Here is a 26,954-nt window from a genome sequence, read left to right on the forward strand (position 1 = left end):
CTCTCTTTGTTTGGTTCACTAGTATTTAGACCGAAAAAAAGCACGCTTTGTAGCGTGCTTTTCTATTAATGAGTGCGAGTGTATTTGTCCCATACATCCAAACAATGCTCGTACGTTAGTTTAAAACCTTTGTGCGTTGATGCATTGTTAATTGCGTATTGGCGAAGCGTGATTTCAATTTTCTTCACCCACTGCTTGCATTCTAATTTGTTTAACAGATTGTCAGCGTTACTAATAACGAAATATCGAATGCCATCTTCGATACCACGAGATACTAACGAACGCATCAAGTCGATATTGGTTTCGCGTTGTTCTTTTTCCCATAATGCTTTACATACAGAAAAATCAATTTCATCAAGAACAAAACCCACTCGTTGATATTCATAACTGTCAACTGAGTTAACTCCAGATCCTAGCTCACTTTCAACGCACTGCTTTGTGCTATCAATTAGCATACTAATATTTTTGTTCATTGCTTTCTCTCTTTGTTTGTATTCACGTTTATTTAGAAAGAAAAAGTCATCGTGTTTTGCCGACAAAACTGAAAATTCACTGTGTTTGTTATGCTACGCAAGTAATAGTCACACCATACTTGCTCTAAAGATTCACCGCGTTAATATAGGCATCATATGCATACAGACAAATAGTACATTTTATGAACGCTCTCACTACTCCAAATCAAGCATTTGCAAATTGCGCGTACAAAGAAGTCCGAGAAAAACAAGCAGAAGCCTTTACTAATTATCTAAATTCAAGACCTGGTACTTGTGGTTATGTAGCCAATCTAAATGGCGCATGGGGTACTGGTAAGACGTTTTTTGTCGATAACTGGTGTACAAAGCTCAGTGAACAAGGATACGTTTCGGTCAAAATAGACGCTTGGGAGTCTGACTACCTAAATGACCCATTAGCAATTGTTACAGCAGAGATACTCACGCAGCTTAAAAAGTGTAGTGGAATGGTAGATTTTGCTGAGAAAGAAAAGCAAATTTTCAGTGCTGGGTGGAAGCTAGCGAAAAACTTTTTGCCAGTATTAACTATGGCACTAGGTAAACACTATCTCGGTAAAGATTACGAGTCTCTACTGAAAGAGATAGGCGTATCGGTGAAAGATACTATTGATGACAACTCTGCCCCTGCCCCAGATTTTGGAGAATTCGGAAAAGAGATGTTCGCAACGCATGAAAAACACAAAGAGTTTGTTCAAACGTTCAAGTCTAATCTGGGTGACTTAGTGAAAGATGCTTGCAAGATATCAGGTAAGGCTAAAGTTTATGTATTCATCGATGAGCTTGACCGTTGCAGACCGACATATGCGATTGAAATGCTCGAAGTAGTGAAACATCTGTTTGATATACCTAATATGGTATTCGTGTTGTCTACTGATACCACCCAGTTGGAGTGTTCTATCAAAGCAGTATATGGTGAGCAATTTGACTCTGAAGAGTATCTAAGTAGGTTTTTTCAACGACGATTATCATTGTCAAAGCCTGACTACTTGACGTTTATTAGGTCTCAAAACCTATTCTCGCAAGTAGAGTTCAACCCTGAATTGATTTATCCGAGTGTATGTATCGATACAGCACAGGAGATATTCGCGATAATATGCAGGTACAATGATATTTCTTACAGGCGAACTGAGCAGATTAGCGCGAGAATTGAATCTTCTTTAATTAACTTGCCGAAAGATACTACTGTTTCGTTTATTGAACTGGTTAGTAGCATTATTGTATATGAGATTTTTCCAAAAGAATCTTTTGTGTACAGTGTAGCATATTCTCCAAATACAAACTTTTCATATGATGGGAAACCGTATAGGAGAATTACCGTAGGTAAAACCCATGAGTTGTTTAATATCTATCAAACAACTTGGAATGATTTAGTGCTAGTTTCACATAATTTAGATAATCCTTCACAGTTGAGAAACACAAGTGAGAGCTTTCAGCTTCGTTTGAATAAAATGGCTTCAGAAGCTCATAAAATACTTGAGAAATCTTCAATTAACTCATTGATTCATCGTCATTTCAGTAATGATCAACCCTTAAAGCAATGTGCTAGAGAGTTGGCTAGTAATGTTAAAAATAAATCTGTAACTCTACTCTCAGGTAAAAAGCTAAACGACTATCTACACCTTTTCGACTCTTTTTCATAACAAGCGTAGCTGTGTCAGTAATGAGAAGTGATTCGTCGGAATCTATAGACCAAAAAAAGCCCCGCTGACAAAACGGGGCATGAGCTTAACTTAATGAATGGATATACATATTCAGACTTCACTCGGTTTCGTTAAGTTCTGTTATATTGTCGACTCTTTAATTATGACGTTAAAAATCTTGCGTTTATTTACGCTCTGACATCTTTTTCAATTCAGCGGTATTTTCTTTAATTAATTCGATTGTCTGTTCGTGCTGGTCTATTGAAACGAATGCTTTAGTTACGCATACAGATGTGAATGATATAGCGATACCTAACAGCACTAACGCTGCTACGTTTTTAAAACTCTTCATATTGATTATCCTTCTTTAATCCCTTTTAGAAAAGAACGCGCCTCGTCGAGAAAAAAAGGAAAGGAAAACTCGTCACGTCGAATAGCTACTTTCGACGCTGAGGCGCATAAAAACATTAAGGAACGAATAAAATGACTCTTTTCGATTCGTACTTGTATTTATAGTAGTTGAAATCATGATTTTTAGACTTTAAACTAATTAATGATAGTCCGAAAGGCTAACCGGATCATTATCATTTAATAAGTAAAACTCTCCACTGTAATCGTAAAAAGAGAATATTATTAAGCAAATCGTATCACGTAATATTTTTATATACTCATATATATCTGAGTCCCAATCATCCGACCAACCTTCATGTACTATTACATTTCTCATACCTATAGCTTTCGAAATTTTTGACAAGTTTTCACAGCTATATTTCTCTAATCCATTTCTCTCTAATTCCTGCTTGATATACCATTTCGTGGGGTAGCCATTTAGAGTCCGATCATTATTACATATATTCTGTTTTATCGTATTAAAGCAGTCTTCAGATATATTAAATTTATTGAGATTTTCACTAAGGTTGTTCAGCAGAAACCTCCTTACTCTCTTATATTCCTTAGTCTCTATTACTGAAAATTCAGTATTTTTACATAAACTTTCTAGTGCCGCAGCGTGAGCAATTAAAGTCCATTCATTTATAGTTCCATTCCATATTATATTATTAATAGCTTGAAAAACTTGTTTATCTAATAGCTGCTCTTTAGTTATATTTTTAGTTGTAACGTGTTGAATGAAATTATTCCATAGTTTATTGTCACTCCGCATAGGGTTAATCATATTATAAAACTTTGATGGAGCATTTGAACTAATGTAATGATAAAGCTTGTTGTCTTTATCTGAATAAAAGGCTTTTTCTACCCATTCAACTTTAGAACTACGACAAAAGCTATATGACTGACAAATCACAAATACTTCATTATCTATGTTATTGGAGATCTCATTGAACTCATCTTCATCAGACATTATACCTTCATCAATTTGCGCACATATTCTATTGAGTATGAATGAGTAATTGATAGTATATGATTTTGATTTTAGTTTATAAGTTCGTTTCCATGAAAAATTATTGTGTATAAAATAAGATTCTGTTCCTGCGATTAGGTATATTATTTTGTTTACTGGCTTATGTTTTTTAGAGTCGAACACTACCTCTCTCACACTACCTTCGAAACTTAAAAAATTGTGCTTAATTATTGATATCGTAATTTTCGCTTCAAATAACTCTGAATCATGAAAGAGCTCAACAGTACCTCTATTACTACATATGTTTGATGCCCTATCTAACTCTGACATTACCTTAATATGATTGGAATCTACTGAAAAAACACATTTAATCTGTTCTGGGTAATCGTTAGAAAAAAAGTCTAATGATTCTTGATTAAAAAAAGCATGCTTAAAATCGTTAATATCCAAACCCCACCCCATAACTAATTTATATCATTTAATATACTATACCTCATCAACAAATTGTTCACTCAACTTCATATTAAAAATGTCATTTTATGCAACCATAATGCTAGTTTTTTTCAATGCATGCGTAATAAACTTGCCACAATGATTCTTCAACGTCGCGTTCATCGAGGCATGATACTAGCTCTCTATGAAGTTCTGACGTGTATTCTGCTTCAAAGCTGAACATGTATTGGTCGTCGTAAAAAACGCTTGTTAGCATCGTTTCAGCATCACTCACGATGCATAGTTCATCTTGTTTTGTTGTTACTTCCATTTTGATTACCTATCGTAGTTTTGAAAAATGTCACGGTTCAATAATTTTTCCCCCGTTATTACTTATAGTTAAAACCGGAGAAATATTATTAGACCGTGACATTTTTTGATGATTGGTTGATTACCAAGTGACTTCAGCGAGTTTTGCTTTGATGTCTTTCTTCTTCATCTGAGCCGTTTCAGAACGAGTCAGTTGTGTTTTTTCGTGGAATTCATCGATTGATATAGTTTCTTCGATAAACGATTTGTGTCTACTGTATGTCTTTCTAGATTTTGCATCACCGAGTACATCATCCCACCATTGCTTGTCGCTGAACGACATCGTTTCGTTTATCTCTTTCGCATTGGTTAACATCTTGAACATACGCAAAATCGAAGCATCAGTTTCGTTAGCAATTTCGCTCATATGTTCACGTACAGTGATGAATTCATCTAAGAAGCTGCGAGACGAATCAATGAACTGTTCCTTAGTCAATACTACGCCGTTATCGAACGCCTTTTTTAGTGCGTTAGCGTATTTCTTAACGTGTGATGCCAAATCGATTAACTCTTGCTTAGTCATACACTCGATCCAAAGTAATGTTGATTTGGTCAAGTGTTGGTACGCTGTATCCCAACCGATGTTCAGATTAAGTAAATCCCACCGCTCGATGAATGCATCCATTTTTGAGACAGCTACTTCAGCATGTACTCGCAAGCACTTAGCTCGACGTTTGATTTCTTTCACAATGTTCTCGTACTTCTCGATGAACTTACCGATGTTCTCGTGGTACTCACGGAATACGTCTAGCAAAATGGCTTTCGTGATACCGACTTGACGCAAAGACTCACCTTTCGGTGCTTCAAATATATCTGAGATTTCAAAGTTACCCACTCGCTTTACTTCATCAAGTACGTGCATACCGTAACCAGTCTTTTTACACAGAGTGATTTCAATACAGCGCTTGTACACTGCTTCGCGATGACGTTCGTTAGTGATCAGATTAGTGACCTGCGGGATACCCCATCTTTCACGAATCACGGCTGAGTTGAACTCTTCACCGTGACAATCAGCAACTATCGAATTAACGTATTCGTCAGTTAGTGCGTTCTCACCCTGCCCCACGACCAAATCGAACGAACCAAGTTCAGGGTTACGACATCTACCGAACTGTTGCGAAATCTTTTCTGGTGCATCTTGGACACAAACGATACGAACTGCATCATTGATGTTGATACCTTCTTCTAGCGCACACGTTGTAAGTACAACTTGTACGTCCATTGATGCAATCATTGATGTATTAGCCAGTTCAGAAAATTTACTGTTTTTGTCTTTAACTGAAGCCGAGTTCACGACTTCGCACGTCACACCGTTTTTACGCAGATATTCAGCGATATTGGTATTCGTCTTGTGATTGTTATTGAAGAACAGCACAGGCTTGTCCAAATCTTCTTGAATAATGTCAGCTAACATACGAGCACTAATACCGTTGTATGAACCTTCTTCACGTGACGCTTCAGGCATGAATACACGTAGTTCTTTTTTTGGTACTTGTTTCTCGATTTCAACAACGGTATCGAAATCAAACGGAGATAGATTCATTTTGAATGTACCGCTATAGCAGTACACTGGCATAAATTTCGATAATTCAACGATTTTCTTGTATAGACCGTCGATAGTTTCAGCGCGATACCCTGCATCGTAAATCAGATGAACTTCGTCAACGTGAATGCGGCTGTACGTGCGTTTAAGCTCTTCTAAGTCTTTCTCGACAAAGTGTTCAAGTTGCTCAGTAATCAAGTTGTGACCAGCGTTAGAAGCGTCGAATTCTTGTTGTCGTTTGATGGACTTCATGCTGAATATCACTAAGTCGCCATGAGTATCACTTGCATGTGATTGGAAGAATGTTTTCCCGACTCCCATATGCGCTCGAATTAGGTGAATGCCGTTTGATGTTGGTAGTTCATTTGCTACGTGCGACAGAAAGCGACGTTGTTCGTTATTCGAATCTAGTTTTATTGTTACTTTTTCCATTCGAGCCCTTCTCAGCTTCTTTAATTAAAATTTTGATAACGTAGGTAGTGATTGATTCATTGTCTGGCTTGCTCTCGTATAGATTCGCGATTACAGACTCTGGTACTTTGATTCTTGCTGTCTTCTCTCTCATAAGAATTCTCCAAGTGGGTTGTGACGATTCAGAACAAACTTGCTCAACGGTCTGCCGTTCTTGATCCAAGTTTGCTCGATATCTATAGCTGAACGTCGAGCACATGATTCAGTGAATGAACTGCCAAGACTCTTGAACCATCGTTCGACTTCGAATGCGTTGCACCCAGATTTGAACAACTCCATACCCAAGATGAACAATCCACGATGACGCTCGCCTTTTCTGTCGTGATTACGTCTGAAGTCTAAAATTGCTTTATTGATTGCTATGTCTTTCTTATGTTCGTTTATCGAATCGCTGTACTTGTCGTACATCTTCTGAGCTTCAGCACGCTCTTCGTCTTCTTTCTTTTTAAGTTCAAGCCATTCGTCGTGAATTCGTGAACTGATAGCAATCGTGTCTGCGTCTTCGTTGTAATAAGCATTCGAATCGTATGACAGATTACATAATCGATTTGAGTTCGAAGTGTTGTCGTCTAGTGTGATATCTAGAAGCTTTTCAAACAGCTTTCTGAACTTCTCGTATTTAAATCGGTATTCTGTGTTGTCTTTCGTTTTCAAGTCAGTCTTTATCGCGAACTTCACACCGTAGTTCGGTGATACGAAACTAAGCAGTAGTTTGTTACCTAGTTTTGATTTGATTCTCTCCACCAGCTCTGCGCTGTATTCTTCAGATTTGATGTCGTCGAAGTCGAACAACATGATTCCTGTTGATTCGCGCAAATCATCGATTTTTCTGCCGTTCTCGTATACGCCGTAAAAGCAGAATGTCGGTAAGTTTGTTTTCTTATAGTTGTTTCTCACGAACCCGTTAGGGAGTTCGCGAAGTGTGTTCACTCGTGTACGCATGAACTCAGTTTTTAAAAGAGCTACCACTTTCGATAGCTCTACGTGTTTGGGATTCGTATCCACGTTTGAATTGAAAAGAGTCACTTTCATTTTTATACCCAGCCTTTCTCTACGATTGATTGTTCGATGCTATGCATCATGGTTAGCGTTACTGCGTCAGTTGACATGTTGTTGTGATACTTAAAAATCTGCTTTTCTGACTTCAGCATGTACCGGAACATGATTTCCTCGATTGGCATTCCAAGACGAAAACAAGCCACAATTTCTAAGCGTTCGATTTGCTTCTTAGTCATTACAGTTTCCCTTCGTTTTCCGCTTGTTTAAGAATTTGCTGAATGCGTTGTCTGCATACTGTTAGCTCAAGTTCTTTGATGATTGCAGTCGCTGGGATGTATTTGTTTTCTTTCTTCTTTTGGATGATTGCTTGCTTCATTTCGTCTGATAATTTCATTGGTTTCTCTCTTGTCGTATGACTAATCAAGTGATTTAAAAAATGCGCTGAATGCGCTTCGTTTTTGTTCTTACACTTGTATTTAGAGAAGCTGTTTCGACGATTGACTAGTTTTCTGCTCAAAAAACAATCAAACAGACGCAAATAGTCGTAACTTACTGAAATAGAAAGAAATAAAAATTTAAAATATTTTGATTATTAACGGTGATGACGGGACAGGATTAGAATAAGAGGTATTGTGAGAATATTAAACACAATGTAGACGTGTTGGATGTTCGTTAGGCGTTCTTCGCGAGTACCCATGTTTCGTTGCCAAACTTAATGATCGGGTACTGAATCGAGATATAGACTTCATAGCCACATCTAGAGCATTTGTGCGGGTATTGCTTGGTTTGATACGGTGATAGCACTTCCCTAGAATCGTCATAACGAAAGACACCGCGTTCGCATTGCTCGCATGTCATTTCAACTACTTCGGCTTTGATTTGCTTAGATCTGGTGTGCTCACGTGATTTCATAGTCAATACCTCTTGTGATATTGCCATGATAACAAATGCTGTATATTTGTACAGTTCGATAATAAAGCCCCGTTTAAGGGGCTGTCGTTTCTTCGTCTGAGTCGTTACTAGCAAAAGCAAGTAGCCCGCTTTTATCTTCAACTGGGTTCAGTTTTCGTGATACGCGCTCATAATGGTCTTGTGATAAAGATTTCTGGTATTCATAGATACCATTTGAAAAATACACACAAGCTACATTATCGCCTGCATCTTTTGTACGTCCAACGTGTACGGTGTAATCGCTTGGTACTAAGTCAGTAGGATCAACTTCGAATTCAACGTAGCTATCGATTTCACATAGTTCTTGCTCAACTTCAAGCATGGAACTGTAAATCGTCTTGATTAGTTCGTCAGTCGCTTTGATGTCTGTTTTGAACGTATGCGTTTCTTCTACCCCATCGACTAATAGATCTAATGTCCCACCTTTGATTACAACTTGTTTGCTGTGTTCTCGTTTAGGTTTCGTTAATTTGACCGATTTCAGATAAACTCGTTGATCATTAGCACATAGACTACCGCGCATCTTTCGTGCCATTTTGAGATCATCTTTTGTTATCTCACAAATGTAATCATCGTCAGCATCTTTCGGAATATTATAGCCGTAATTAAGGACATCACCGCGCTCCCAGAGCTTGCAATTGACTTTGTAAGTATTTTCATCGATATCGAAATAGATCGCTTGATCTTGTTCGACAAACCTACCCTGTGCTTGAGTTCGTCTATGACGTGAACGTTTACCGAAGCCAAGACCAAGAATTTGCTTACAAACACTATCAAACTCATTGATTACATACTCGCCGTGCTCTAAGCCGTGTTCGTAATAAACTTTTAGAGTGAACAGAATGCTACTGTCGTTTACTCGTTGACGTGAAGGTCTCTTGTAGAATTGTAGATATCCGTCGTTGGCTATGAAGTATTCAAATTTATGCTTACAAACAACTTTCGCTAGTTCTTCTGTTATCAGCACTGTTCTTCCTCAAATTCCCTGAACAAGTATTCTTGCGTAAATATGCCGTGTTCTGTTTCGTATTTGATCACATTATTCTCAGCATCGACTTTGCCTAAGCATGGGGTGAAGACTTGCTTGTGACTCGATAAGCGAAAGTTTTTACCCATTAGAAGCTTCACTAAATCTGGAAAGTCAGGCAGTACGTAGTGTCCATCTGGCATACCTATCTCGCCGTGAAATTCTACTTCGATGTTTATTGTTGCGTAATCGTCACTCAAATACGTGTTATCAATAATGAGCGTATTGCCACGTACATCAAAGTTTTGTACGTCATGTGCGATAATAAAATCGGCTAATTTACTAGTGATCAGCATGTCTATACCTTGTACTTGTTCAAAACTAACTCGTTTACGTTGTTCTCTTCGCCTATCGCCCAATCAGGTTTCGGCTCTTTTGAGTCTTTGTAAACAATATCCCATTTTTCATCGATACCTTTTCGGCCACCAAGAAACTTAGCGTAAGCGACGCGGTACTTGTTGATCTCACCCGACAAGTACAGATCACGCCACGGCTCTTTCTTGAGCGTATTTGCGTTAATTGTTCTCAAGATATGACCTTCGTAATATAACTTCGGGTCTTGTGGCTGTTTTGGTGTTTCTGGGTTCAGTTCTGTAACTTGATTCTCTTTAGCGATTCGAATGCCGAACGCTTCAGCTATCTGATCGTTTGTAATTCGACATTTCTCAGCATCGATTTTGAACTGTTTTAATACATCGTCTTGCGCTTGCTTCAGTAACGAATCGATCTTTTCCTGTGTGTCTTGAAGAACGTCTTCTAGGTGTTCAAGTTGTTCTAATACGCTCAAATCAGACTGTTTGCTCTCTTCTTTTGCTTCCATTTGGCATCTCTTCTGTTCAAACCTGAAAAAGCAGCCCGAAGGCTGCTTGCGTGATATTGCGTGGATTACTTGTTGTTCGCTACCATTTGCGCGATTTCTTCTTCAGATGCGCCAGCGTCGCGGAACATTTGCATTCCGTCACCATTATCAGTCGCTTTGTCAGCGATCATCTGCTCAAAGATTTCTTTAGTAATACCAAGTTCGCGACATTGTTCAATCACAGCCTCGCGCTTACCTTCAAGAACAGTTTCTGCTAGTTCAATCTTCTCATTAACGAACGATTCAATTTTTGAAACAATGTAGTCGCGGTCAAGTCGCTCGAACGCTTCAGGCATCTCGTGTTCGAGGCATTTTACAATATCCGATACATCGTGATCGCTCACTCCCTCTTTATGAGTGTAAGAGAAAAGGTCGAATTCAGGGTTATAGTCAAGGTCGTACTGTTCATCGATAGCGTTCAAAATGCGACTTGTTAGTCTTGATATATCGAATTCACGTTGAATGAAGTCTGTATTGTCTTCTTCTTGTTCGTCAAGACGACTTGTTATCACGTTGCTAATATCAATTAGCTCATCGAACAAACACCCGTATACGTTACCGAACTCAGAATCTTTAACAGCATCTATTGCAGTCAGAAACACAAACCCATTGTGTATTACAGCATCAATACCGTAAGTGTCTTTGAGCGCCTTCTGAAACGCTGCTGTGATTTCTTCGTTATTATTGTTGAAGATATCGTCCGAGTAATCGATATCTGTTTTTTCTAGTTCAGATAGAGCTTCTTCGTATGCCTCGTGTGGTTGGTAATTCATTTGCTTCCCTTGTGTGTTATTAAGCCAACTATCGATAACAATCGATTGTCGTGATAATAAGAAAATTTACAGAGGAATAACAATGGTTTTGTGATAATGGTTCAGGAACATCACAAAATTAAGATAAATCTAATGCTTTGTTTTGACATTGTTTTTTATTTTATTATTTGTGATATGCTATCTTAAAACTATACAGTAATATTCGCTGTGGAGATCAAAACCTTTACCTTAGCAATTGGGGTGTATTTAGAAAAACCGGGCAACGGTACTTGTTCATGCTACATACTGCAAGTGTTATTTTTATTAATTCACTCCAAGTGAAATCATTGTAAGGTTTCTAAGAAGCAAAAGCGTAAACATAAATGCGTCATTAAATACAAAAAAGAGCCACTATCGTCAGTGGCTCTTTTTCCATTAATACTTCAAAAAAGTGACTAAGCGATGTTCGTCACCTCTAGGATCAGTTCGGCTTTTTTAGGTAAATAAATACTGAATTTACTGCCTTTTCCCCATTCAGACTCTGCTTTTAACTCACCACCCGTTTGGCTGAGAATACTTTGGGAGACCGATAGCCCTAACCCTGTGCCTTCTCGTTTCGTTGTGTAAAATGGCGAGAAGATTCGACTCAAGTTTTCTGGTTTAATACCGCAGCCCTCATCGATAACATGAATCGCGGCTCCTTTCACTTCGCCCTCTTCAATCCAGTCTTCACTGACTACTGTTAAAGTTCCTTTACCGCTCATTGCGTGAATGGCGTTCATTTGCAAATTAACTAAGATTTGTAGCAAGTGGTGACGGTTTATCTCAACGGACGTATGCGCTTGTAGGTCAGTCACAAACTCAACGTCGCGTTTCTTGGTGCCAGTTTTAACCAAGGTGATGCTTTCATCAATGATAGGATTGACATGTTGCCAAGTGATTTCATCTTGAACACCGCCTTGGCGACTGTATTGCAATAAACTGCGTGTGATATTGCGGATACGATCAATTTGCGCGTGAATCGCATCAATTTCTTCTTGTACTCGACTTGCATCGTCACCCAATTCAAAATGGATCAATTCTACGTTGCCAAGAATCACGGCGGTTGGGTTATTAATTTCGTGAGCAATCCCCGCGGTGAGTTCTCCCAGTGCTGCCAGTTTTTCATGAACAACGAGTTTGTCGCGGGTTTGGTTGAGCAATTGAATATGCAGTTCAAGATCTTGGGTTTTTTCTCTCAGGCTTGCCGTACGCTCTTGAACTTTGCATTCAAGTTGAGCTGCGGAGTTTTTCAGTTCAATTTTGCGCTCTTCTAGCGCGTCTAACATATCATCAAACTGTCTGGCTAACTGCGCAAGTTCATGATCGGCATCTAATCCTAACGGGCCAATCCGTTTTTCTTTACCTTGTTGGACCTGCTTCACCACTTTATGAATGCGTTCGATCGGTCGAAACAGATCATAAGAACCGCGATATACCATCACGCCAGAAACCAGCAATAACATAACCGTAATCAAGCTGATTTCGGCAATGTTGGTCATGTAGGCTTTAACGAATGGCCACATTAGGTAACCGGTATAAAGCATACCAATGACGTTGTCGTATTGGTCTTTGATCGGTTGATACGCCGTAATATACCAAGCGTCATACACATAAGCGCGATCAACCCACTGTTCACCCTTCGAAAGTACTTGGTTATACACTTCCGCGCTCACGCGAGTGCCTATGGCGCGCCCTAGCCTATGATCGCTGTCTAAAGGAACGTTGGTGCTCACACGCAAATCATCGAGAAATACCGTCAACGTACCCACAGGGCGAAGGCGGTCATTATCACTTAAGTAAATGAGATCGCGGATTTGATCCACCAGCACTGTGCTGTTGTTAAGGAGCAAACCACCATCCAGAAAGCCGATCAAATCGTTCGCTTGGCTGTATACCGGAATCACGGTTCGACTGACTAACCCACGCGCCTCCCTGTCACCATCAGCAAGAATAGGCACTTCTGCTCGTTTGGCGAGTTCAGGATCGAGGCGTTCGAGTTCTTCTTTATTAAGTACATCAAAAAACGATTCGCGCTTGGTGAGATCCATAAAGCGGAATTTGTTTTCCATGGAATTAACGCGTTGGAAAGAGAGAAAATCTAAAGCATATCTTTTCTTCTGCTCTGTGACCCACTTTTGCAGGTCACCTTGTGGCGTTCCTTGATTAATGCGAATACGGAAATCGTACGAATCGGCAAACGCCCGCACGTAATTGGCTTGCTTTTGCTGTAACAACGTTACGCTGTTATTTGCAACACCAAGACGCTCCGAGACATCAAGCAGCGCATTTTGCCACGTGTAATGAATAGACCAATAAATGGTAATGCCGATCAGAGCTAACAACGTGAGGAAAATCGGCGCAGAGGTTAAGAATAACAAACGATAACGCACCATGGTTTTAAAACGGTGCGTCCATTTTGACAATCCTTTGTGCTGTGGGCCGTTAGTCGGCATATTCCTCATCCTCAGAATCCCATTCTTTGTACTTACGTTCTAAGGTCTTGCGAGCTACGCCCAAGTCACGAGCAGCAGCAGACTTATTGCCTTCATGCAAGTTAACGACTTGTTTAATATGTGCTTTCTCGACTTCTTTTAACGTCCAGCTGTTTGGATAGCCTTCGCCAGTAAATTCTTTGCCTTCTCTAAAGGTTGGTAACTCAGCAGAGTGAGAAACAGTAATCGATACATTAGGCAGTGAATGCCCGCCATTCAGCTCTCGCCAATAGTGTGCAGGTGGTTTGCCAAGCAAGATACAACGCTCAATCAAGTTTTTCAGCTCACGAATGTTTCCCGGCCAATCGTACTCACTCATGGCTTCCATATCCTCGTGAGCCCATTTGGGCGCAGGCATACCGAGCTCGCGCGTCAGCATATTGCTGAAAAATGGCACCAACTCAAATAAGTCGGTTTTGCGCTCTCGCAGCGGACACACTTCAATTTTCAGAACGTTTAAACGGTAATAGAGGTCACTGCGGAAATTACCTTGATTGACCTCTTCTTGCAGGTTTCGGTTGGTTGCCGCTACGATACGGACATCAATACTGATCTCTCTTTCTGAACCGACAGGGCGAATCGTACGCTGCTCTAACACACGTAATAATGATGCCTGCATTGCAAGTGGCATCTCCCCGATTTCGTCAAGAAATAAGGTGCCACCGTTCGCAACACGGAACAAACCTTCACGCGATTTTTTTGCACCGGTAAACGCGCCCGATGTATGACCAAACAACTCACTTTCTAAAAGCTCTGGTGCAATCGCGCCGCAGTTGATTGGCACAAACGGGCCCGTTCTCCCACTCGCCTGGTGGATACCTCGTGCAACTAGTTCTTTACCCGTACCCGACTCACCTTCCACCAAAACAGAAGCGCGTGATGGTGCAAATTGGTTAATAAGTTGCTTAAGCAGACGCGTTTTTTCTGAGCCGCCGATGATCTCTGAGGTATTGTGACGTTGGTAATCGCGTGTCATGGCGTACTGCATGCGTTCGTTCAAACGGCGATCCATACAGCGACTGACCGCTTTTAACATCTGCTCAAGGTTGAATGGTTTGAGGATAAAGTCGGAAGCACCGAGCTGTAGCGCTCGAATGGCAATTTCTAAATCCGCATAACCCGTCATAAAAATCACATCGGCACGTTTGTCATCATCTTCAAACGCTTCTTCCCACTCAATTCCAGAACGCCCTGGCAGATTAATATCCAGTAAGATCAGATCATAATGTCGAGAATTACGCAGTTGTTCTGCTTCTTCGATGCTACCAGCTGTATCGACATGTGAAAAAAGCTTACCCAATGCCTTTTTCAAGATGGCTTGCATGCCTAATTCATCATCGACGACCAGTACGGAAAAGGCGCTATATTGTTGGTTTGTACTAAGATGGGATTGAGTAGACATATTTACCCCAGATGGATTTCGATGGGACAGAGTGTACCAAGTTTAAACAGAGATACCCTACAAAAAGTGCGACATTTTGTACCAACGCAAACTTTTATGCAAATAACCCCATGATTTAGTGCATAAACCAAGCACTTTAAGCTTGTAAAAGGTTGGCATCTTGTTTGCTATAAGGTGGATACGGAGCGCATTTAAGTGATCTCAGGATGTTGATGTTTGCTTATTCCAACACCCTAAGACAACTTGCGTATTACGCTAATCGCTCTCGTCCAAAAAGGCTTCTCCCTAAAACCTGGAGAGATTCCAAAGAATCATTGGAAAGGAACACATAAAAATGAAAAAAATTGCGCTAACTCTGGCTGCAACGTCTATCACGCTTGTAAGTTACTCTGCGTTTTCTGCTCAAGACGGAGAACATGTTCGCCTTGCAACCACAACCAGTACTTACCATTCAGGTTTACTTGATTACCTGCTTCCACAATTTGAAAAAGACACGGGCTACAAAGTCGATGTTATTGCTGCAGGTACTGGTAAAGCCTTAAAAATGGGCGAAAACGGTGACGTAGATTTGGTGATGACACATGCACCAAAAGCTGAAGGCGCATTTGTTGAGAAAGGCTACGGCGTTTTACCTCGCAAGCTAATGTACAACGACTTTGTGATTGTAGGCCCGAAAGCTGACCCAGCAACAATCAAAAATGACGAAGGCGTGTTAGATGTATTCAAAGAGATCGCAAACAAAAACGCAACGTTCATCTCTCGCGGCGATGATTCTGGTACACACAAAAAAGAAATGGGCTTCTGGGCTCAAACTAAAATCGAACCGAACTTTGGTGGCTACCGTAGCGTAGGTCAAGGTATGGGCCCAACTCTAAACATGGCGTCTGAAATGCAAGGCTACACCATGACGGATCGCGGCACATGGCTGGCTTACCAAAACAAATTGGATCTAGAAATTCTGTTCCAAGGCGATGAAAAACTGTTTAACCCGTACCAAGTTATTCTTGTTAACCCTGAGCGTTACCCAACGATTAACTACCAAGGTGCGAAGGCATTCAGTGATTGGTTGGTAAACCCTCGCGGACAGGAACTTATCAATGGTTTCCGCCTAAACGGTAAACAACTGTTTGTTGCGAATGCTGAGAGCAAATAACGCAATATGAATCTTGCTGATACAACACTGGAAGCGCTTCGCTTACTGGTGAATTTTGATGCAGACCTATGGGAGATCGTTGCGGTCTCCTTTAGTGTTTCTATCACGGCAATATCCCTAGTGGTATTGCCGGCTATTTTGATGTCCTTTGTACTGGCGTATACCGACTTTCGCGGTAAATGGTTTTTGTTGTCGATCGTAAATACGCTGCAAGCGGTCCCTACCGTGGTGATTGGCCTGTTGCTGTACATGTTGCTGTCGCGTGCTGGCCCTTGGGGAGACTGGCAAATGCTGTTCACTCAGAAGGCAATGATCTTCGGCCAAATGGTGATCTGCTTCCCTGTTTTGGTATCGATGATGCATGGTGCATTACAATCTAGCGACCGTCGTGCAGTGGAAACTGCCATCACGCTGGGCGTCTCCATTCCGCGCTTGGCAGCTACGATGATTTGGGAAACCCGCTTTCCTCTACTTGCGGCTATCATTGCAGGGTTTTCACGTATCGTGACCGAGGTGGGCTGCTCAATGATGGTTGGTGGGAACATTATGGGCGTGACGCGAAATATTCCCACGGCTATCGCAATGGAAAGCAGTAAAGGTGCTTTTGCGCAAGGAGTTGCATTAGGAATTGTATTACTATCTTTAGCGTTGGCTCTAAACTTCTTCTTATCAAGCATGAGAGGCAAAGGCTACCTCAGAACATAGAACATGAAGCAAACAAACGACTCACCATTAACCCCATGTCGAGGCGAATTATGACTATAAAAATCACCGCCGAACAGTTATCCATGCGCTTTAAAGAGCGTGTGCTTTTCCACATCCCTGAGTTAGCCATCGGCCCAAATGATGCCATTTATCTCAAGGGTGACAATGGTGTGGGCAAAACTACCCTACTCAAAATCCTTGCTGGCTTGCTCAAACCCTCTACTGGTGATGTTGTTGCGCCAAAAGATACGTGGCTAAAAAGACTGACGCGTCGCAATGGTCGTGTCGATGTGATTTATCTCCACCAATCCCCTTACCTTTTTGACGGCACTGTATATGAAAACGTAGTCTATGGAGTGAAATATCAACAAGACACGCAAAAAGATAAGCGAGCTCAAGTTATTCACGCGCTGCGCATGGTAGGTTTAGAAACCTTAGCGGACGAACATATTTCCGTGTTGTCCGGCGGTGAAAAACAGCGCGTTGCCATGGCAAGGGCTTGGATCTTAAAACCGTCGATTTTGTTGATGGATGAGCCAAGTGCGTCTTTAGACCAAGAATCCATTGAACGATTGGTGGTGATGGCGAAAGATCTTTTGGATCGTGGTTCCAGTATCGTGGTGACAAGCCATCAGGCCAACGCACTGACCGACTTATGTAAAAAACAGTGGTGGATTAAAGACAAGACTTTGATAGAGTCTCCTCTGTTGTATGTCATACCAAAAGAAACATCCCAAGAGAATGCATATGCTTCAACCAACACAAACTAGTTGGGTCATTTTGGCAGGTGGCCAAGCCAGCCGTATGGGTGGAAAAGATAAAGGTCTGATTGAGTTAAATCAGAAGCCACTCATCGAGCACGTTATTGAACGTTTATCTCCACAAACTCCACGCATTTTAATTAATGCCAACCGAAACCAAGATGCGTACAGCAAATTTGGTTTCGTATTTAGTGATCAATTCAAAGATTTCCCTGGGCCTATGGGCGGTATTCACGCGGGTTTGATGCATTCTGAAACCGACTGGGTCGGATTTGTACCTTGCGATAGTCCACAAATTAACACCGACCTTGTCGAGCGTTTCTGCCAGGCCGTCAAAGAAGACAGCGATATTTTGGTCGCGCATGATGGTGACCATCAGCAACCTGTTTTTACGCTCTACCACAAGCGCGTACTGCCAAAACTCACCGCGTTTTTAGAACGTGGCGACCGCAAAATCATTCTGCTCTACAAAGAGTGCAACACCAGTTACGTTGACTTTAGCGACTCACCAAACTGTTTCGTCAACTTGAACACTCCGGAAGAACTGGCGCAATTTGGACAATTAGAATCATGAAACACACGCTAAACATTCCTATTCTTGGTTTTGCAGCTTATTCAGGCACAGGCAAAACCACGCTACTTGAAGCCCTATTGCCAAAGCTGACCGAAGCAGGTTTACGCATTGGCATGCTAAAACATGCGCACCACAACTTCGATGTCGATAAGCCGGGTAAAGACAGCTACCGTTTACGCAAAGCTGGCGCATCTCAAATGCTGATTGCTTCTCGCAACCGTTTTGCGTTAATGACAGAAACGCCAGAAGCCGAAGCGGAGTTTGAATTCCTATTAACACGTTTTGATGAAGACATGCTTGATGTGGTTTTGGTCGAAGGCTGCAAAAACATCGCGTTTCCTAAAATCGAATTGCACCGTGAAGAAGTCGGCAAGCCTTGGCTTTATCCAAACGATGAAAACATCATCGCTATCGCTTCAGACGGCGGCGAGTTGGACTCTGAACTGCCACAAATGAACATCAATGATCTTGAAGCGATTGCTCAGTTCGTTATTCAGTATGTTCAAGAAGCGAAAGCACCAAAAAACAAAGAGAAAGAAGCCGCATGTTGCGACACACTTTCTCCTGCTTTCCTTTCTGTGGTTCAAGGCCAAGAGAAAATCCTTTCTTTGGTGAACACGGTTTCGGAAATAGAAGCATGCAAGATTGAAAACGCCTATGGCCGCGTTCTTGCGGAACATATCGTTTCACCAGTAAATGTGCCGCAATACACCAACTCCGCGATGGACGGTTATGCCATCCGCAGTGATGATGTTGACCGTGATAGCTACCAAGTGGTTGTTGAAGTGATGGCGGGCCATGCTTACGATCAACCTCTGGACGTTGGTCAAGCGGTGAAGATCATGACTGGCGCACCAACACCACGTAACGGCGACACAGTGGTCATGCGTGAGCAAGCCTCTCAAGAAGGTGACAAGGTCACCTTTAACGGTGCGAATATCAAAGCAGGCCAAAACGTTCGTCAAGCAGGTGAAGATCTCGCTATCGGCAGTGACGTCTTTACCGCAGGCACTCGCCTAGCCTCTCCAGAAATGGGCATGATCGCTTCGCTTGGTTTTGGTGAAGCGAATGTGTTCCGCAAAGTGAAAGTTGCCGTGTTCTCCACCGGTGACGAAGTACAAGCGCCGGGAACAGAGCAAAAAGCGAATTCTATCTACGATTCCAACCGTTTTACCATCATGGGCATGCTTGAAAAGCTCGGCTGCGAGATCTTGGACTTCGGTATTCTGGAAGACAACGAAAAGTTAATGATTGAAGCGTTGGAAAACGCATCGGCGCAAGCGGACGTGGTTATGACTTCTGGTGGCGTATCTGTTGGTGATGCGGATTACATCAAACTTGCCTTGGATAAACTTGGTCAAATAGATTTTTGGCGAATCAACATGCGTCCGGGACGTCCATTAGCGTTTGGTCAAATCAACAACAAGCCGTTCTTTGGTCTGCCGGGCAACCCTGTTGCCGTGATGGTTTCATTCATCAACTTTGTCGAGCCTGCACTGCGTAAGATGCAAGGCGAACAAGGCTGGAAGCCTCTGAAAGTGAATGCCATCGCGACTGAAAACCTTCGCTCTCGACAAGGTCGTACCGAGTTTAGCCGTGGCGTCTATGAACTGGATGCAACTGGCCGTTTAACCGTTCGTACAACAGGCAAGCAAGGATCTGGTATTTTGCGTTCAATGAGTGAGGCGAACTGTTTGATCGAAATCTCCCCAGCTATTGATACAGTTAAAGCGGGAGAAAGCGTGACAATTATCCCACTTCAAGGCAGAATCTAGCTCAAACTAGAAATTCAAAGGTCAGCGAGTCTGGCCTTTTTGTTTAATACCGAAACCTTTTCAGAGAGACAGCTATGGCTCGCACCATTCTTTACACTTACAAAGACCAAGACAAAGAACTGACGTTCTCATACCAGCAACACCGCAACATTCAAGAAGCAGTTGCAGAAGCCGAAGGTATCGATATCACTGAGTTCCTAAAGATGGAGCAACAAATCGAAGCAGTGTCTGACACTAAAGCAGTGCGCAACTACCGCGACAACTACTTCAGAAAATTAGGCTTTAGTAAAATCACCCTAGCTCAAAAAGAAAACCTCGGCGTAGGCAAAAAGAATAAATAAGCTTAGCTGCAAACAGAAAACTCACGATTCGCCGTGAGTTTTTATGCATGCTACTTTTGTTCATGATCCATACCCGAGCATACCGAAATTACTTAGGTATATGAGTTACTTGGGTATATGAGTTACTTCGATTATAAGTAAAAAGCCCCGTTTTACCTTGATGGTCTAAACGGGGCTTTAAATTTCTTACTTTGTATCGAGTAAGGTTTCAGTCGCTACTTGATGTTTAAGAACGCAGCGCCGCGTACACCACCTGAATCACCGTGTTTTGCTTTGATGATCTTAGGACACTTAGCCACAGACAATAAGTGTTTAGGGATGCGTTTTGGCATCTCTTCGTAAATCAATTCGAAGTTAGATAAGCCTCCACCAAGTACAACGGTGTGTGGGTCTGTTGCAGTAAACAGGTTTGCAAAGCAGATTGCTAGCAGCTCCATAAAGCGCTCGACGTGCTCTACTGCTTTCTCTTCACCCTCTGCGTGCGCTTTAATAATGTCGATCGCTTTCTTCTCTTCGCCGTAGTAATGCGCGTAAAGAAGCTCGAAACCACGACCCGATAGGTAACTATCTAAACAGCCTTTGTTGCCACAGCCACAGCCAAGTAATGGTGCGTTTTCGCCCAGGTGGAACCATGCGTCGATAGGAAGACGTGTGTGACCCACCTCACCCGCTACGTGGTTGCGGCCAGAGAATACTTTGCCTTCGTAGATAAAGCCGCCACCAAAACCAGTACCAAGGATCAAACCTAGTACAGATGGTTCATCTTGAAGATCTTCGTCCCAGGCTTCAGAAAGCGCGAAACAGTTTGCATCGTTTTCAATTTTTACGCTGCGACCGATTTTAGCTTCCAGATCAGCACGAAGTGGTTTGCCTTTTGCCGCAGGAACGTTAACTGTTAGTACCGTTGCATCATCGGCGTCTTCCATACCTGGTAGGCCAAGACCAATCGTACCTTCGCAGCCAAACTCTGTATCGTATTTGTTCACCAATTCCGCAATGGTATCAACCAGCAGCTCGTAGTTGTCTGTTGGTGTAGGTACACGTTCCGTCGCTACACGCTCAAGCTTCTCGTTAAATGCACCAAATTCAATTTTAGTGCCGCCGACATCAAAGCCGTAATACATGTATTTCTCTCCTAAAAAATGCTTCAAACGACTCTCAAAAATGGCTAGAGTCAAAAGTATAAACTGATGGCATTATCCATATCTGTACGCCTGCAAACCGTGACCGAATGCAGATTTATCCCCTCACCGAAGCCAGTTGAACAACATACCATCAACAAAAGCTCATTCCTTAGAGTCAGCTCTCGGTTTTCATCCACTCTTTGAAACGTTTCAAGTGTGGCTGGTTAGGGTCGTTTTTGACTCGAGTCTTGCTCAGCATGTAAGTTTCTCTGAAGGCTTCAAACCACAATTGAAGGCATTCCGCAGCTTTCGGCTCACCAGCTTGTTTTAAAACTAATGTCGCGACTTCGGCGGTTGAAAGATGCTGCTCATTCTCGGAGCGGCGCATGATGTATTCAGACAGAGATTCCGGCTCAATGGAAAGCACAGGCAAAGATTTAAGAAAATCAGAACGACGGAATATCTTTCGCGCCTCACGCCAGCTACCATCAATAAAGATCAGCAACCATTTTTTGTTCTCGACATCTTCTTTTACCAATCGCCCTGGCTCTAGATCTTCAATTAAACGAGAGGGATCATCCACATAGTCTGCAGGAAATACAATCACCGGTTGGTAACTGTCATCCTGTAGTAGCGCTAGCATCTCTTCAGACGGTTCTGTTCGGTTCCATTGATACACGTAAGTCTCTTGAATCGTATCAGCGATTAGACGACCGGTATTACTTGGCTTAAACACTTCGTTTTCAGAAACAATCAACATACATGCAATATTGGCCTTGATGTTTGGCTGAAGGTCGCACAAACAGTGTTGCTCAGAAACCTGGCAATATTGGCAACGAACCACTTTACATCCACGCGCGTTGAAAGGCTTGGTTGAGATAGATTGTCGGTACTGATATAAACGGTGGAAAGCGTGAATTCTCATGGTAAGTAATGCCAAGTAAAAAGTAGAGCGCGATTCTACTGATATTATGGTTTCGCCTCAAGATAAGCCCATCAGCAGTGTGTTGAAATAATTTCACTCTTATCTCGGTCATAGATAAAGAAATAAATAAGGGAATGACAGTGACAGAAACGACATTTCAAGAACCCTCATGGCTCAGATTAGGCTTTTTCCTTGGCGTATTATTGCTTTGTGCCATTTGGGAGAACAAATTGCCTAGAAAAACACTGACCGCTTCGCGCAGGTTTCGTTGGGTCAATAACTTGTCATTGGTTGCTTTTAACAGCCTAGTTATTGCTTTAATCATGCCTATCGCCGCCTTTCAAGCTGCGGTCATAGCTCAGGAGCAACAATGGGGGCTGCTGAATATTCTGTCCCTCCCCGCTTGGTTAAATATTTTTCTAACCGTCATTTTGCTTGATTTCGTCATTTACGCTCAGCATGTTGTCTTTCATCATGTAAAACCGCTGTGGAAGATTCACCGAATGCATCACGCCGATCTCGACATAGACGTCACCACAGGCGCACGCTTTCATCCCTTCGAAATAATCATTTCAATGGGAGTAAAAATTGCAGCCGTGTTTATCTTAGGTGTTTCACCTATCGGAATTGTGGTATTTGAAATTGTGCTTAATGCGAGCGCGATGTTTAATCACAGTAATGCAAAACTGGCTTTATCTATGGACCAAAAACTGCGAAACGTCATCGTTACACCAGACATGCATCGCGTGCACCATTCAGTGATAGTAAAAGAGACCCACTCAAACTTTGGTTTTTTCCTTTCAGTTTGGGACCGCTTTTTTGGGACATACCGAGCTCAGCCTAAGTTGGGTCATGAAGATGTTGTTATTGGTGTGCCGGAAATTAGAGACGAAGAAGAGCAAAGATTAGATAAGCTGTTAACGCAGCCCTTTCGCTACAATAAAGAGAAGAAGTAATGGTTGAAAAAATATTGTTGGATGAAGTATGTCAACAAAACGAATAGACCAAGCCTAAACCCCTGTTAAACACTACTTCATCCTCATGATGTGTAAGAACAGATTAGTTTTCTGCTAACTGACGCTTTTTGTTTAACTGAGTAATACCAACAAATAAACCAACAACACCAAGCACTGCACATGCCAAAGCATTGGTGTTCATTACTTGCTGTGCCTCTATTGAGCTGTATAGAAAAGCAAGGCTGAAGAAAGTGGTGGCAAAGCTCAAACCTGTCAGTACGCTGAAACCAGCAAAACTGGCCAAGTCTTTAAAATCGTTCATAACGAGTCCCTGTTTACAATCCTTAATCGAGTGTTGTGAAAATAATAATTAACGAAATATTTGGCGCGATTGACTATGTTTTCGCGCATTCCATAACCAGATAGATACCCCAAATGAGAACCCTAAAAACAGTGTCTTCATTTGTAGGGCGACGTTGTTATCTAATATTTCTAATGTATAGTGAGCGTGGGAACTAAAGATAACATTGGTTATAAGAATCAATAACATAACGACTATGCCAGAGCGGCGATGCTTGACCAATAGATACGCTGCTAATAAGTCCAATAGTCCCAAAGCGCTCCAATACATATTCAACCAGCGTGGCGCAAAATCGTAAGGTAAAAAGCCACCAACAATGTTGTCATAAAGATGAACCACTCCGCCAACTGTCATAAAAAGGCATAAGAGAAACAAGACGAATTTATCCATTACCGTTTCCTTATCTGAATGAATGAGCAAAGCATATAGAAGTCACTTAAACATTTGTAATCTCATCGCCATTTTTGAGATCGACAGTGCCATTATCAACACGATGAGAACAATAACGGCTACTCTACCTTCTTTATTTGCTTCTAGTAGAAGCATAGTGTTTGCTTTGTCATTGTCCCAAATCCGCCAATGCAACGACAGAATCCTCCTTTAAATCACGCCTTGGTTTAGCAACTCTCGTACCTTTTCCAGCCCGCGCTGAAACACAGTATGTGCATTCGCGGGAAGGCCGCTCTCGACATCGTGCCAGAAGAACGCGAAATCATGTCCACCATCGTCTTGCGTATGAAACAGCCATGAATTAGCGAGATCAGCACACTCACACAAAACAAAATGCCATGCTTGATTTTGAAAGCCACTGTCCCATGAGCATAAATATCGTGCGGAACGAACATGTGTGATACCAGACTCCTCAGCGAGCTCCCGCTTGGCCGCTATGATGTAACTTTCATCAAACACTTCAACAGTGCCCTTGACGAGCTGAACACCCGCCAACGGATGTTTAAAAAGTAGGATCTCTTGATTTTGATTACGTAGAACGACGGGGCAAACTTTATCGATCACAAAACCACTCCTTCTTATGGCTTTAGCTTTCTCTGGATATAAAAAAATCGCATGAAGCTGCATGATTCGTTCCTTTGAATTCTGGCGACATTCTAGTCAACGAGTCCCTCGAACAAAGCATTAACATCACGTTGTGATAGCTAAACCCTTTAGAAATGAACGAGATGAGATGTAACTCACTCTTGCAATGCAAATAGGAGCCATTGAATGGGTAGCCGTAACAAAAAAGCAGAACCGAGGTTCTGCTTTTAGTCGGTGGAAACATCTCATTTACTTGGTCTGATGAAGCTCATACTTGTGCAGCATTGCTTGCTGGTGCCCGGCAATTTCCGCCACTTGCTCAGAACTCTCAACCATAGACTCAAGCTGCAGCTTTGTGCGTTCGCCAAGATCAGAAATATGCGTGATGGATTGAGATACATCTGCCGTCGCTCGTTCTTGTTCTTCTGTAGCAACTGAGATTTGCTCAACACGTTCTTGAATGTGCTTAACCGCGAGGTTGATATCAGAGAATGTCGATTTCACTTCATTACTGGACTTTAGCGCGTGGGTCATTTCTTCTCTTGAATCATTAACTGCTTGGCGCGAACGCTCTGCGGCAGTAATAAGCTCGCTCATCATTTCTCGGATGTTCGTCGTTTGTTGAGAGGTATCACTTGCAAGTTTGCGAACTTCATCAGCGACAACCGCAAATCCACGCCCTTGCTCACCAGCACGGGCAGCCTCTATTGCCGCGTTGAGAGCAAGCAAGTTGGTGTTGTCCGCGATCCCACTGATCATATCCACCATTTCACGAATCTGTTTAACACGCTGGTCTAGCTCTAACATTGACTGTTCATTTACATCCAAAGAGCTTTCTAATGACTCCAAACGTTCGCGGTTTTGTTCCACGACTTGAACCCCTTTTTCAGTGTGTTGGGTTGCAAGGAGCGAGTCCTGTGAAGATGCATTTGTCACCATTGCTATTTCACGAATAGAGGCTTCAAGCTGCGTTATGGTCGTGATCATACTAGACAACGCTTCATTTTGTGTTGCCAACCCATCACTTGTTTGTTCGGCTGCACTGTGACTTACTTCTGCCGTCTGATAAAGCGTTTCACAATTGCGCGTCACCGTTTGAATGGAGTCATGTGTGGAATCGATTACTTGATTCAACTTTCGTGCTACTTCTTTCAGCTCATAGGGGCCGACTTCTTCTGCCTTGTCACGAAAATCATGTTCGGTAAGTGCTGAAAGACGCGTTAGTACATTCCTTAACCCTCGGTTTGTCCATGACTTGAGACTAAACCAAGTAACCAGAATAATAAAAGAAATCACACACGCCGCAAACACGAGCACAACGCTCACCGATTCAATGGTCTCGTTGACCACCCGCTCTTTTTCATCGATCAACTGACCAGCGGTTTGGGAGATTTGATCAAGTAACCGCATGGTTTCATCCGCAAGCATCGAAGCCTGTTTAAACTCTGAACGTTGCAATTCCCCTTGTTCTAGTTTGGCGAGGATCAAACGCAGCACGCCCTTTTCACTAAAGCCTTGTTTCACCATCTCATATGGTGCGGTTAAGCTTGCATATTCACTTACTTCAGGATGGAAAGATTGGAAGTCTTCATAGGCGAGTTTAATACCTGCTATGCGATTTCGCATTTCTCGGTATTCTTTTTCGGCTTTGTTTAATTCTGAGTGCATCATCATGACTAAGAACGTACTTTCCATTGAGCTTGCAGAAGCAATGAAACGGTTAGCGGCATCGCTCGACTCAGGATTATCAGCACTAAGGAACGAACTGATTCGATTCATTTCCGGGCCGATAGAGCTAAGCCCATAGCGAAACCCACCTACAGCGGCATCAATATCCATTTGAATTTGTATCACCGAAGATTGCTTCAACAAAATGGACTGCGTGATGTTATGTAAACGCGCTAGTTTGGTGTCTAACTCCTCCGAGAGTTGCTGAGCTACACCAGACGCTTCCACAACCAAAGTTGTGCTTTGAGTTGCAAGAGAGTCGATTTGCTCTTTTATGAGAGGCAACTCTTTCGGCTCAGTAATCTGCATACCATGGTTGAGTAGCTTAACCATCTCCAATACATTCCTGGTTAACTTTGCGTTTGCCATCGCGATTGGTAATGCTTTTTGCGACAAGTCTTCAAATTGTTCCCCTACCTGTTCCATTCCTTTGAAACTTGAGACAGAAAGGGCTATAACAAGAACAATGATAGTTAAAAATGTTGCACTGACAGCCTGAATCAGTGAAAGTGATGTGCGTGAGCGTTTTCGCTTTGCCATAATCAATTTTTATTCTTTCTTAAGGTTGAATCGGTTCTGCAGTGATTCCGTCACATTTGTGAGACAAAACCGTGATTTGCAGCCCATACTATGGATTGGTTATGACACTAATATTTCAGTTGTGA

The 26,954-nt window shown here is 42.1% G+C and carries 29 protein-coding genes; 8 read left to right on the forward strand and 21 right to left on the reverse strand.

All coding sequences use genetic code 11. The features are described 5' to 3' along the window. Nucleotides 1-65: 65 nt before the first annotated feature. Complete coding sequence (locus MTF70_RS17150) at nt 66-473, reverse strand: hypothetical protein (RefSeq protein ID WP_248394147.1); 408 nt, start codon at nt 471-473, stop codon at nt 66-68. Between the two features lie 182 nt (nt 474-655). Here MTF70_RS17150 and MTF70_RS17155 point away from each other — a divergent pair, with 182 nt between their 5' ends. Next, nucleotides 656-2,152, forward strand: a complete 1,497-nt coding sequence (locus MTF70_RS17155; RefSeq protein ID WP_248394149.1) for a P-loop NTPase fold protein — start codon at nt 656-658, stop codon at nt 2,150-2,152. Nucleotides 2,153-2,336: 184 nt separating this feature from the next. Here the strand turns inward: MTF70_RS17155 and MTF70_RS17160 are convergent, their stop codons facing one another. From MTF70_RS17160 to MTF70_RS17225, 14 genes are all read right to left on the reverse strand, one after another. Next, nucleotides 2,337-2,504 carry a hypothetical protein gene (locus tag MTF70_RS17160; RefSeq protein ID WP_238843053.1) on the reverse strand — a complete coding sequence of 56 codons (168 nt, stop codon included), beginning with the start codon at nt 2,502-2,504 and terminating at the stop codon, nt 2,337-2,339. A 198-nt stretch (nt 2,505-2,702) separates the two neighbouring features. Continuing rightward, nucleotides 2,703-3,962: a hypothetical protein gene (locus MTF70_RS17165; protein ID WP_248394151.1), complete on the reverse strand. Its 1,260-nt coding sequence runs from the start codon at nt 3,960-3,962 to the stop codon at nt 2,703-2,705. 103 nt (nt 3,963-4,065) lie between these two features. Next, a complete protein-coding gene (locus MTF70_RS17170) occupies nt 4,066-4,275 on the reverse strand; it encodes a hypothetical protein (RefSeq protein WP_238843055.1) in 210 nt (69 codons plus the stop codon). Nucleotides 4,276-4,395: 120 nt separating this feature from the next. Continuing rightward, nucleotides 4,396-6,288 (reverse strand): helicase C-terminal domain-containing protein, encoded by a 1,893-nt coding sequence (locus tag MTF70_RS17175; protein WP_158156391.1) that lies wholly within the window; start codon nt 6,286-6,288, stop codon nt 4,396-4,398. 129 nt (nt 6,289-6,417) lie between these two features. After that, the gene (locus MTF70_RS17180; RefSeq protein WP_238843056.1) at nt 6,418-7,359 is read right to left on the reverse strand and encodes a BT4734/BF3469 family protein; all 942 of its coding nucleotides are present in this window, start codon (nt 7,357-7,359) and stop codon (nt 6,418-6,420) included. Nucleotides 7,360-7,361: 2 nt separating this feature from the next. Continuing rightward, nucleotides 7,362-7,562 carry a hypothetical protein gene (locus tag MTF70_RS17185; RefSeq protein WP_238843057.1) on the reverse strand — a complete coding sequence of 67 codons (201 nt, stop codon included), beginning with the start codon at nt 7,560-7,562 and terminating at the stop codon, nt 7,362-7,364. Further along, nucleotides 7,562-7,720 carry a hypothetical protein gene (locus tag MTF70_RS17190; RefSeq protein WP_238843058.1) on the reverse strand — a complete coding sequence of 53 codons (159 nt, stop codon included), beginning with the start codon at nt 7,718-7,720 and terminating at the stop codon, nt 7,562-7,564. Before MTF70_RS17190 ends, MTF70_RS17185 begins: the two co-directional genes overlap by 1 nt. Nucleotides 7,721-7,998: 278 nt before the next feature. Beyond that, nucleotides 7,999-8,238, reverse strand: coding sequence for a hypothetical protein (locus MTF70_RS17195; protein WP_248394153.1), 240 nt, complete (start codon nt 8,236-8,238; stop codon nt 7,999-8,001). 73 nt (nt 8,239-8,311) lie between these two features. Continuing rightward, a complete protein-coding gene (locus MTF70_RS17200) occupies nt 8,312-9,244 on the reverse strand; it encodes a hypothetical protein (RefSeq protein ID WP_248394155.1) in 933 nt (310 codons plus the stop codon). After that, nucleotides 9,238-9,600 (reverse strand): hypothetical protein, encoded by a 363-nt coding sequence (locus MTF70_RS17205; protein WP_248394156.1) that lies wholly within the window; start codon nt 9,598-9,600, stop codon nt 9,238-9,240. Before MTF70_RS17205 ends, MTF70_RS17200 begins: the two co-directional genes overlap by 7 nt. Nucleotides 9,601-9,602: 2 nt before the next feature. Further along, nucleotides 9,603-10,124: a hypothetical protein gene (locus tag MTF70_RS17210; RefSeq protein WP_248394158.1), complete on the reverse strand. Its 522-nt coding sequence runs from the start codon at nt 10,122-10,124 to the stop codon at nt 9,603-9,605. Nucleotides 10,125-10,189: 65 nt separating this feature from the next. Next, nucleotides 10,190-10,936 (reverse strand): hypothetical protein, encoded by a 747-nt coding sequence (locus MTF70_RS17215; protein ID WP_248394160.1) that lies wholly within the window; start codon nt 10,934-10,936, stop codon nt 10,190-10,192. Nucleotides 10,937-11,370: 434 nt separating this feature from the next. Beyond that, nucleotides 11,371-13,410 (reverse strand): cache domain-containing protein, encoded by a 2,040-nt coding sequence (locus MTF70_RS17220; RefSeq protein ID WP_005377562.1) that lies wholly within the window; start codon nt 13,408-13,410, stop codon nt 11,371-11,373. Continuing rightward, nucleotides 13,400-14,851, reverse strand: a complete 1,452-nt coding sequence (locus tag MTF70_RS17225) for a sigma-54 dependent transcriptional regulator (protein ID WP_017820677.1) — start codon at nt 14,849-14,851, stop codon at nt 13,400-13,402. Before MTF70_RS17225 ends, MTF70_RS17220 begins: the two co-directional genes overlap by 11 nt. Before the next feature lie 334 nt (nt 14,852-15,185). Here MTF70_RS17225 and MTF70_RS17230 point away from each other — a divergent pair, with 334 nt between their 5' ends. The 6 genes from MTF70_RS17230 (at nt 15,186) to MTF70_RS17255 (ending at nt 20,160) form a co-directional block, all read left to right on the forward strand. Then, nucleotides 15,186-16,004, forward strand: a complete 819-nt coding sequence (locus MTF70_RS17230) for a substrate-binding domain-containing protein (protein ID WP_005389522.1) — start codon at nt 15,186-15,188, stop codon at nt 16,002-16,004. A gap of 6 nt (nt 16,005-16,010) precedes the next feature. Next, nucleotides 16,011-16,709, forward strand: coding sequence for an ABC transporter permease (locus tag MTF70_RS17235; RefSeq protein ID WP_005389524.1), 699 nt, complete (start codon nt 16,011-16,013; stop codon nt 16,707-16,709). 50 nt (nt 16,710-16,759) lie between these two features. After that, nucleotides 16,760-17,479 (forward strand): energy-coupling factor ABC transporter ATP-binding protein, encoded by a 720-nt coding sequence (locus MTF70_RS17240; protein WP_025766658.1) that lies wholly within the window; start codon nt 16,760-16,762, stop codon nt 17,477-17,479. Further along, nucleotides 17,457-18,044 carry a molybdenum cofactor guanylyltransferase MobA gene (gene mobA / locus MTF70_RS17245; RefSeq protein ID WP_005389527.1) on the forward strand — a complete coding sequence of 196 codons (588 nt, stop codon included), beginning with the start codon at nt 17,457-17,459 and terminating at the stop codon, nt 18,042-18,044. Before MTF70_RS17240 ends, mobA begins: the two co-directional genes overlap by 23 nt. Then, the gene (locus MTF70_RS17250) at nt 18,041-19,819 is read left to right on the forward strand and encodes a bifunctional molybdopterin-guanine dinucleotide biosynthesis adaptor protein MobB/molybdopterin molybdotransferase MoeA (protein WP_053303075.1); all 1,779 of its coding nucleotides are present in this window, start codon (nt 18,041-18,043) and stop codon (nt 19,817-19,819) included. The genes mobA and MTF70_RS17250 overlap by 4 nt, the downstream gene beginning before the upstream one ends. 74 nt (nt 19,820-19,893) lie before the next feature. Beyond that, on the forward strand, nt 19,894-20,160 hold the full coding sequence (locus tag MTF70_RS17255) for a DUF2960 domain-containing protein (protein ID WP_005377584.1): 267 nt from the start codon (nt 19,894-19,896) through the stop codon (nt 20,158-20,160). 215 nt (nt 20,161-20,375) lie between these two features. Here MTF70_RS17255 and nagK read toward each other — a convergent pair whose 3' ends face one another. Further along, nucleotides 20,376-21,284 (reverse strand): N-acetylglucosamine kinase, encoded by a 909-nt coding sequence (nagK, locus tag MTF70_RS17260; RefSeq protein ID WP_005377586.1) that lies wholly within the window; start codon nt 21,282-21,284, stop codon nt 20,376-20,378. Nucleotides 21,285-21,459: 175 nt separating this feature from the next. Further along, nucleotides 21,460-22,209, reverse strand: coding sequence for a tRNA-uridine aminocarboxypropyltransferase (locus MTF70_RS17265; protein ID WP_021033873.1), 750 nt, complete (start codon nt 22,207-22,209; stop codon nt 21,460-21,462). 140 nt (nt 22,210-22,349) lie between these two features. On the opposite strand from MTF70_RS17265, the gene MTF70_RS17270 reads away from it, so the two are divergent. Further along, complete coding sequence (locus MTF70_RS17270) at nt 22,350-23,165, forward strand: sterol desaturase family protein (protein WP_031777247.1); 816 nt, start codon at nt 22,350-22,352, stop codon at nt 23,163-23,165. Between the two features lie 103 nt (nt 23,166-23,268). Here MTF70_RS17270 and MTF70_RS17275 read toward each other — a convergent pair whose 3' ends face one another. From MTF70_RS17275 to MTF70_RS17290, 4 genes are all read right to left on the reverse strand, one after another. Next, nucleotides 23,269-23,487 carry a hypothetical protein gene (locus tag MTF70_RS17275; protein ID WP_005389537.1) on the reverse strand — a complete coding sequence of 73 codons (219 nt, stop codon included), beginning with the start codon at nt 23,485-23,487 and terminating at the stop codon, nt 23,269-23,271. Nucleotides 23,488-23,535: 48 nt separating this feature from the next. Next, entirely contained in the window at nt 23,536-23,916 is a 381-nt protein-coding gene (locus MTF70_RS17280) for a hypothetical protein (RefSeq protein ID WP_025766661.1), read from the reverse strand. A gap of 210 nt (nt 23,917-24,126) precedes the next feature. Continuing rightward, nucleotides 24,127-24,540: an NUDIX domain-containing protein gene (locus MTF70_RS17285; RefSeq protein WP_025766662.1), complete on the reverse strand. Its 414-nt coding sequence runs from the start codon at nt 24,538-24,540 to the stop codon at nt 24,127-24,129. A 270-nt stretch (nt 24,541-24,810) separates the two neighbouring features. Then, the gene (locus MTF70_RS17290; RefSeq protein ID WP_186584266.1) at nt 24,811-26,829 is read right to left on the reverse strand and encodes a methyl-accepting chemotaxis protein; all 2,019 of its coding nucleotides are present in this window, start codon (nt 26,827-26,829) and stop codon (nt 24,811-24,813) included. Nucleotides 26,830-26,954: the final 125 nt, after the last annotated feature.

The organism is Vibrio sp. 2CM40D (assembly GCF_023161825.1).
Taxonomy (GTDB): domain Bacteria; phylum Pseudomonadota; class Gammaproteobacteria; order Enterobacterales; family Vibrionaceae; genus Vibrio; species Vibrio alginolyticus.

Excerpts from the sequence above, each read along its gene's own strand:
- MTF70_RS17230 (WP_005389522.1), top strand. The coding sequence starts at position 15,186 with ATGAAAAAAATTGCGCTAACTCTGGCTGCAACGTCTATCACGCTTGTA.
- MTF70_RS17240 (WP_025766658.1), top strand. The coding sequence starts at position 16,760 with ATGACTATAAAAATCACCGCCGAACAGTTATCCATGCGCTTTAAAGAG.
- MTF70_RS17180 (WP_238843056.1), bottom strand. The coding sequence starts at position 7,359 with ATGAAAGTGACTCTTTTCAATTCAAACGTGGATACGAATCCCAAACAC.
- MTF70_RS17225 (WP_017820677.1), bottom strand. The coding sequence starts at position 14,851 with ATGTCTACTCAATCCCATCTTAGTACAAACCAACAATATAGCGCCTTT.
- MTF70_RS17155 (WP_248394149.1), top strand. The coding sequence starts at position 656 with ATGAACGCTCTCACTACTCCAAATCAAGCATTTGCAAATTGCGCGTAC.
- MTF70_RS17190 (WP_238843058.1), bottom strand. The coding sequence starts at position 7,720 with ATGAAATTATCAGACGAAATGAAGCAAGCAATCATCCAAAAGAAGAAA.
- MTF70_RS17160 (WP_238843053.1), bottom strand. The coding sequence starts at position 2,504 with ATGAAGAGTTTTAAAAACGTAGCAGCGTTAGTGCTGTTAGGTATCGCT.
- MTF70_RS17150 (WP_248394147.1), bottom strand. The coding sequence starts at position 473 with ATGAACAAAAATATTAGTATGCTAATTGATAGCACAAAGCAGTGCGTT.
- mobA (WP_005389527.1), top strand. The coding sequence starts at position 17,457 with ATGCTTCAACCAACACAAACTAGTTGGGTCATTTTGGCAGGTGGCCAA.
- MTF70_RS17280 (WP_025766661.1), bottom strand. The coding sequence starts at position 23,916 with ATGGATAAATTCGTCTTGTTTCTCTTATGCCTTTTTATGACAGTTGGC.
- MTF70_RS17185 (WP_238843057.1), bottom strand. The coding sequence starts at position 7,562 with ATGACTAAGAAGCAAATCGAACGCTTAGAAATTGTGGCTTGTTTTCGT.
- MTF70_RS17255 (WP_005377584.1), top strand. The coding sequence starts at position 19,894 with ATGGCTCGCACCATTCTTTACACTTACAAAGACCAAGACAAAGAACTG.
- MTF70_RS17175 (WP_158156391.1), bottom strand. The coding sequence starts at position 6,288 with ATGGAAAAAGTAACAATAAAACTAGATTCGAATAACGAACAACGTCGC.
- MTF70_RS17210 (WP_248394158.1), bottom strand. The coding sequence starts at position 10,124 with ATGGAAGCAAAAGAAGAGAGCAAACAGTCTGATTTGAGCGTATTAGAA.
- MTF70_RS17195 (WP_248394153.1), bottom strand. The coding sequence starts at position 8,238 with ATGAAATCACGTGAGCACACCAGATCTAAGCAAATCAAAGCCGAAGTA.
- MTF70_RS17170 (WP_238843055.1), bottom strand. The coding sequence starts at position 4,275 with ATGGAAGTAACAACAAAACAAGATGAACTATGCATCGTGAGTGATGCT.
- MTF70_RS17220 (WP_005377562.1), bottom strand. The coding sequence starts at position 13,410 with ATGCCGACTAACGGCCCACAGCACAAAGGATTGTCAAAATGGACGCAC.
- MTF70_RS17265 (WP_021033873.1), bottom strand. The coding sequence starts at position 22,209 with ATGAGAATTCACGCTTTCCACCGTTTATATCAGTACCGACAATCTATC.
- MTF70_RS17290 (WP_186584266.1), bottom strand. The coding sequence starts at position 26,829 with ATGGCAAAGCGAAAACGCTCACGCACATCACTTTCACTGATTCAGGCT.
- MTF70_RS17275 (WP_005389537.1), bottom strand. The coding sequence starts at position 23,487 with ATGAACGATTTTAAAGACTTGGCCAGTTTTGCTGGTTTCAGCGTACTG.
- MTF70_RS17250 (WP_053303075.1), top strand. The coding sequence starts at position 18,041 with ATGAAACACACGCTAAACATTCCTATTCTTGGTTTTGCAGCTTATTCA.
- MTF70_RS17205 (WP_248394156.1), bottom strand. The coding sequence starts at position 9,600 with ATGCTGATCACTAGTAAATTAGCCGATTTTATTATCGCACATGACGTA.
- MTF70_RS17235 (WP_005389524.1), top strand. The coding sequence starts at position 16,011 with ATGAATCTTGCTGATACAACACTGGAAGCGCTTCGCTTACTGGTGAAT.
- nagK (WP_005377586.1), bottom strand. The coding sequence starts at position 21,284 with ATGTATTACGGCTTTGATGTCGGCGGCACTAAAATTGAATTTGGTGCA.
- MTF70_RS17215 (WP_248394160.1), bottom strand. The coding sequence starts at position 10,936 with ATGAATTACCAACCACACGAGGCATACGAAGAAGCTCTATCTGAACTA.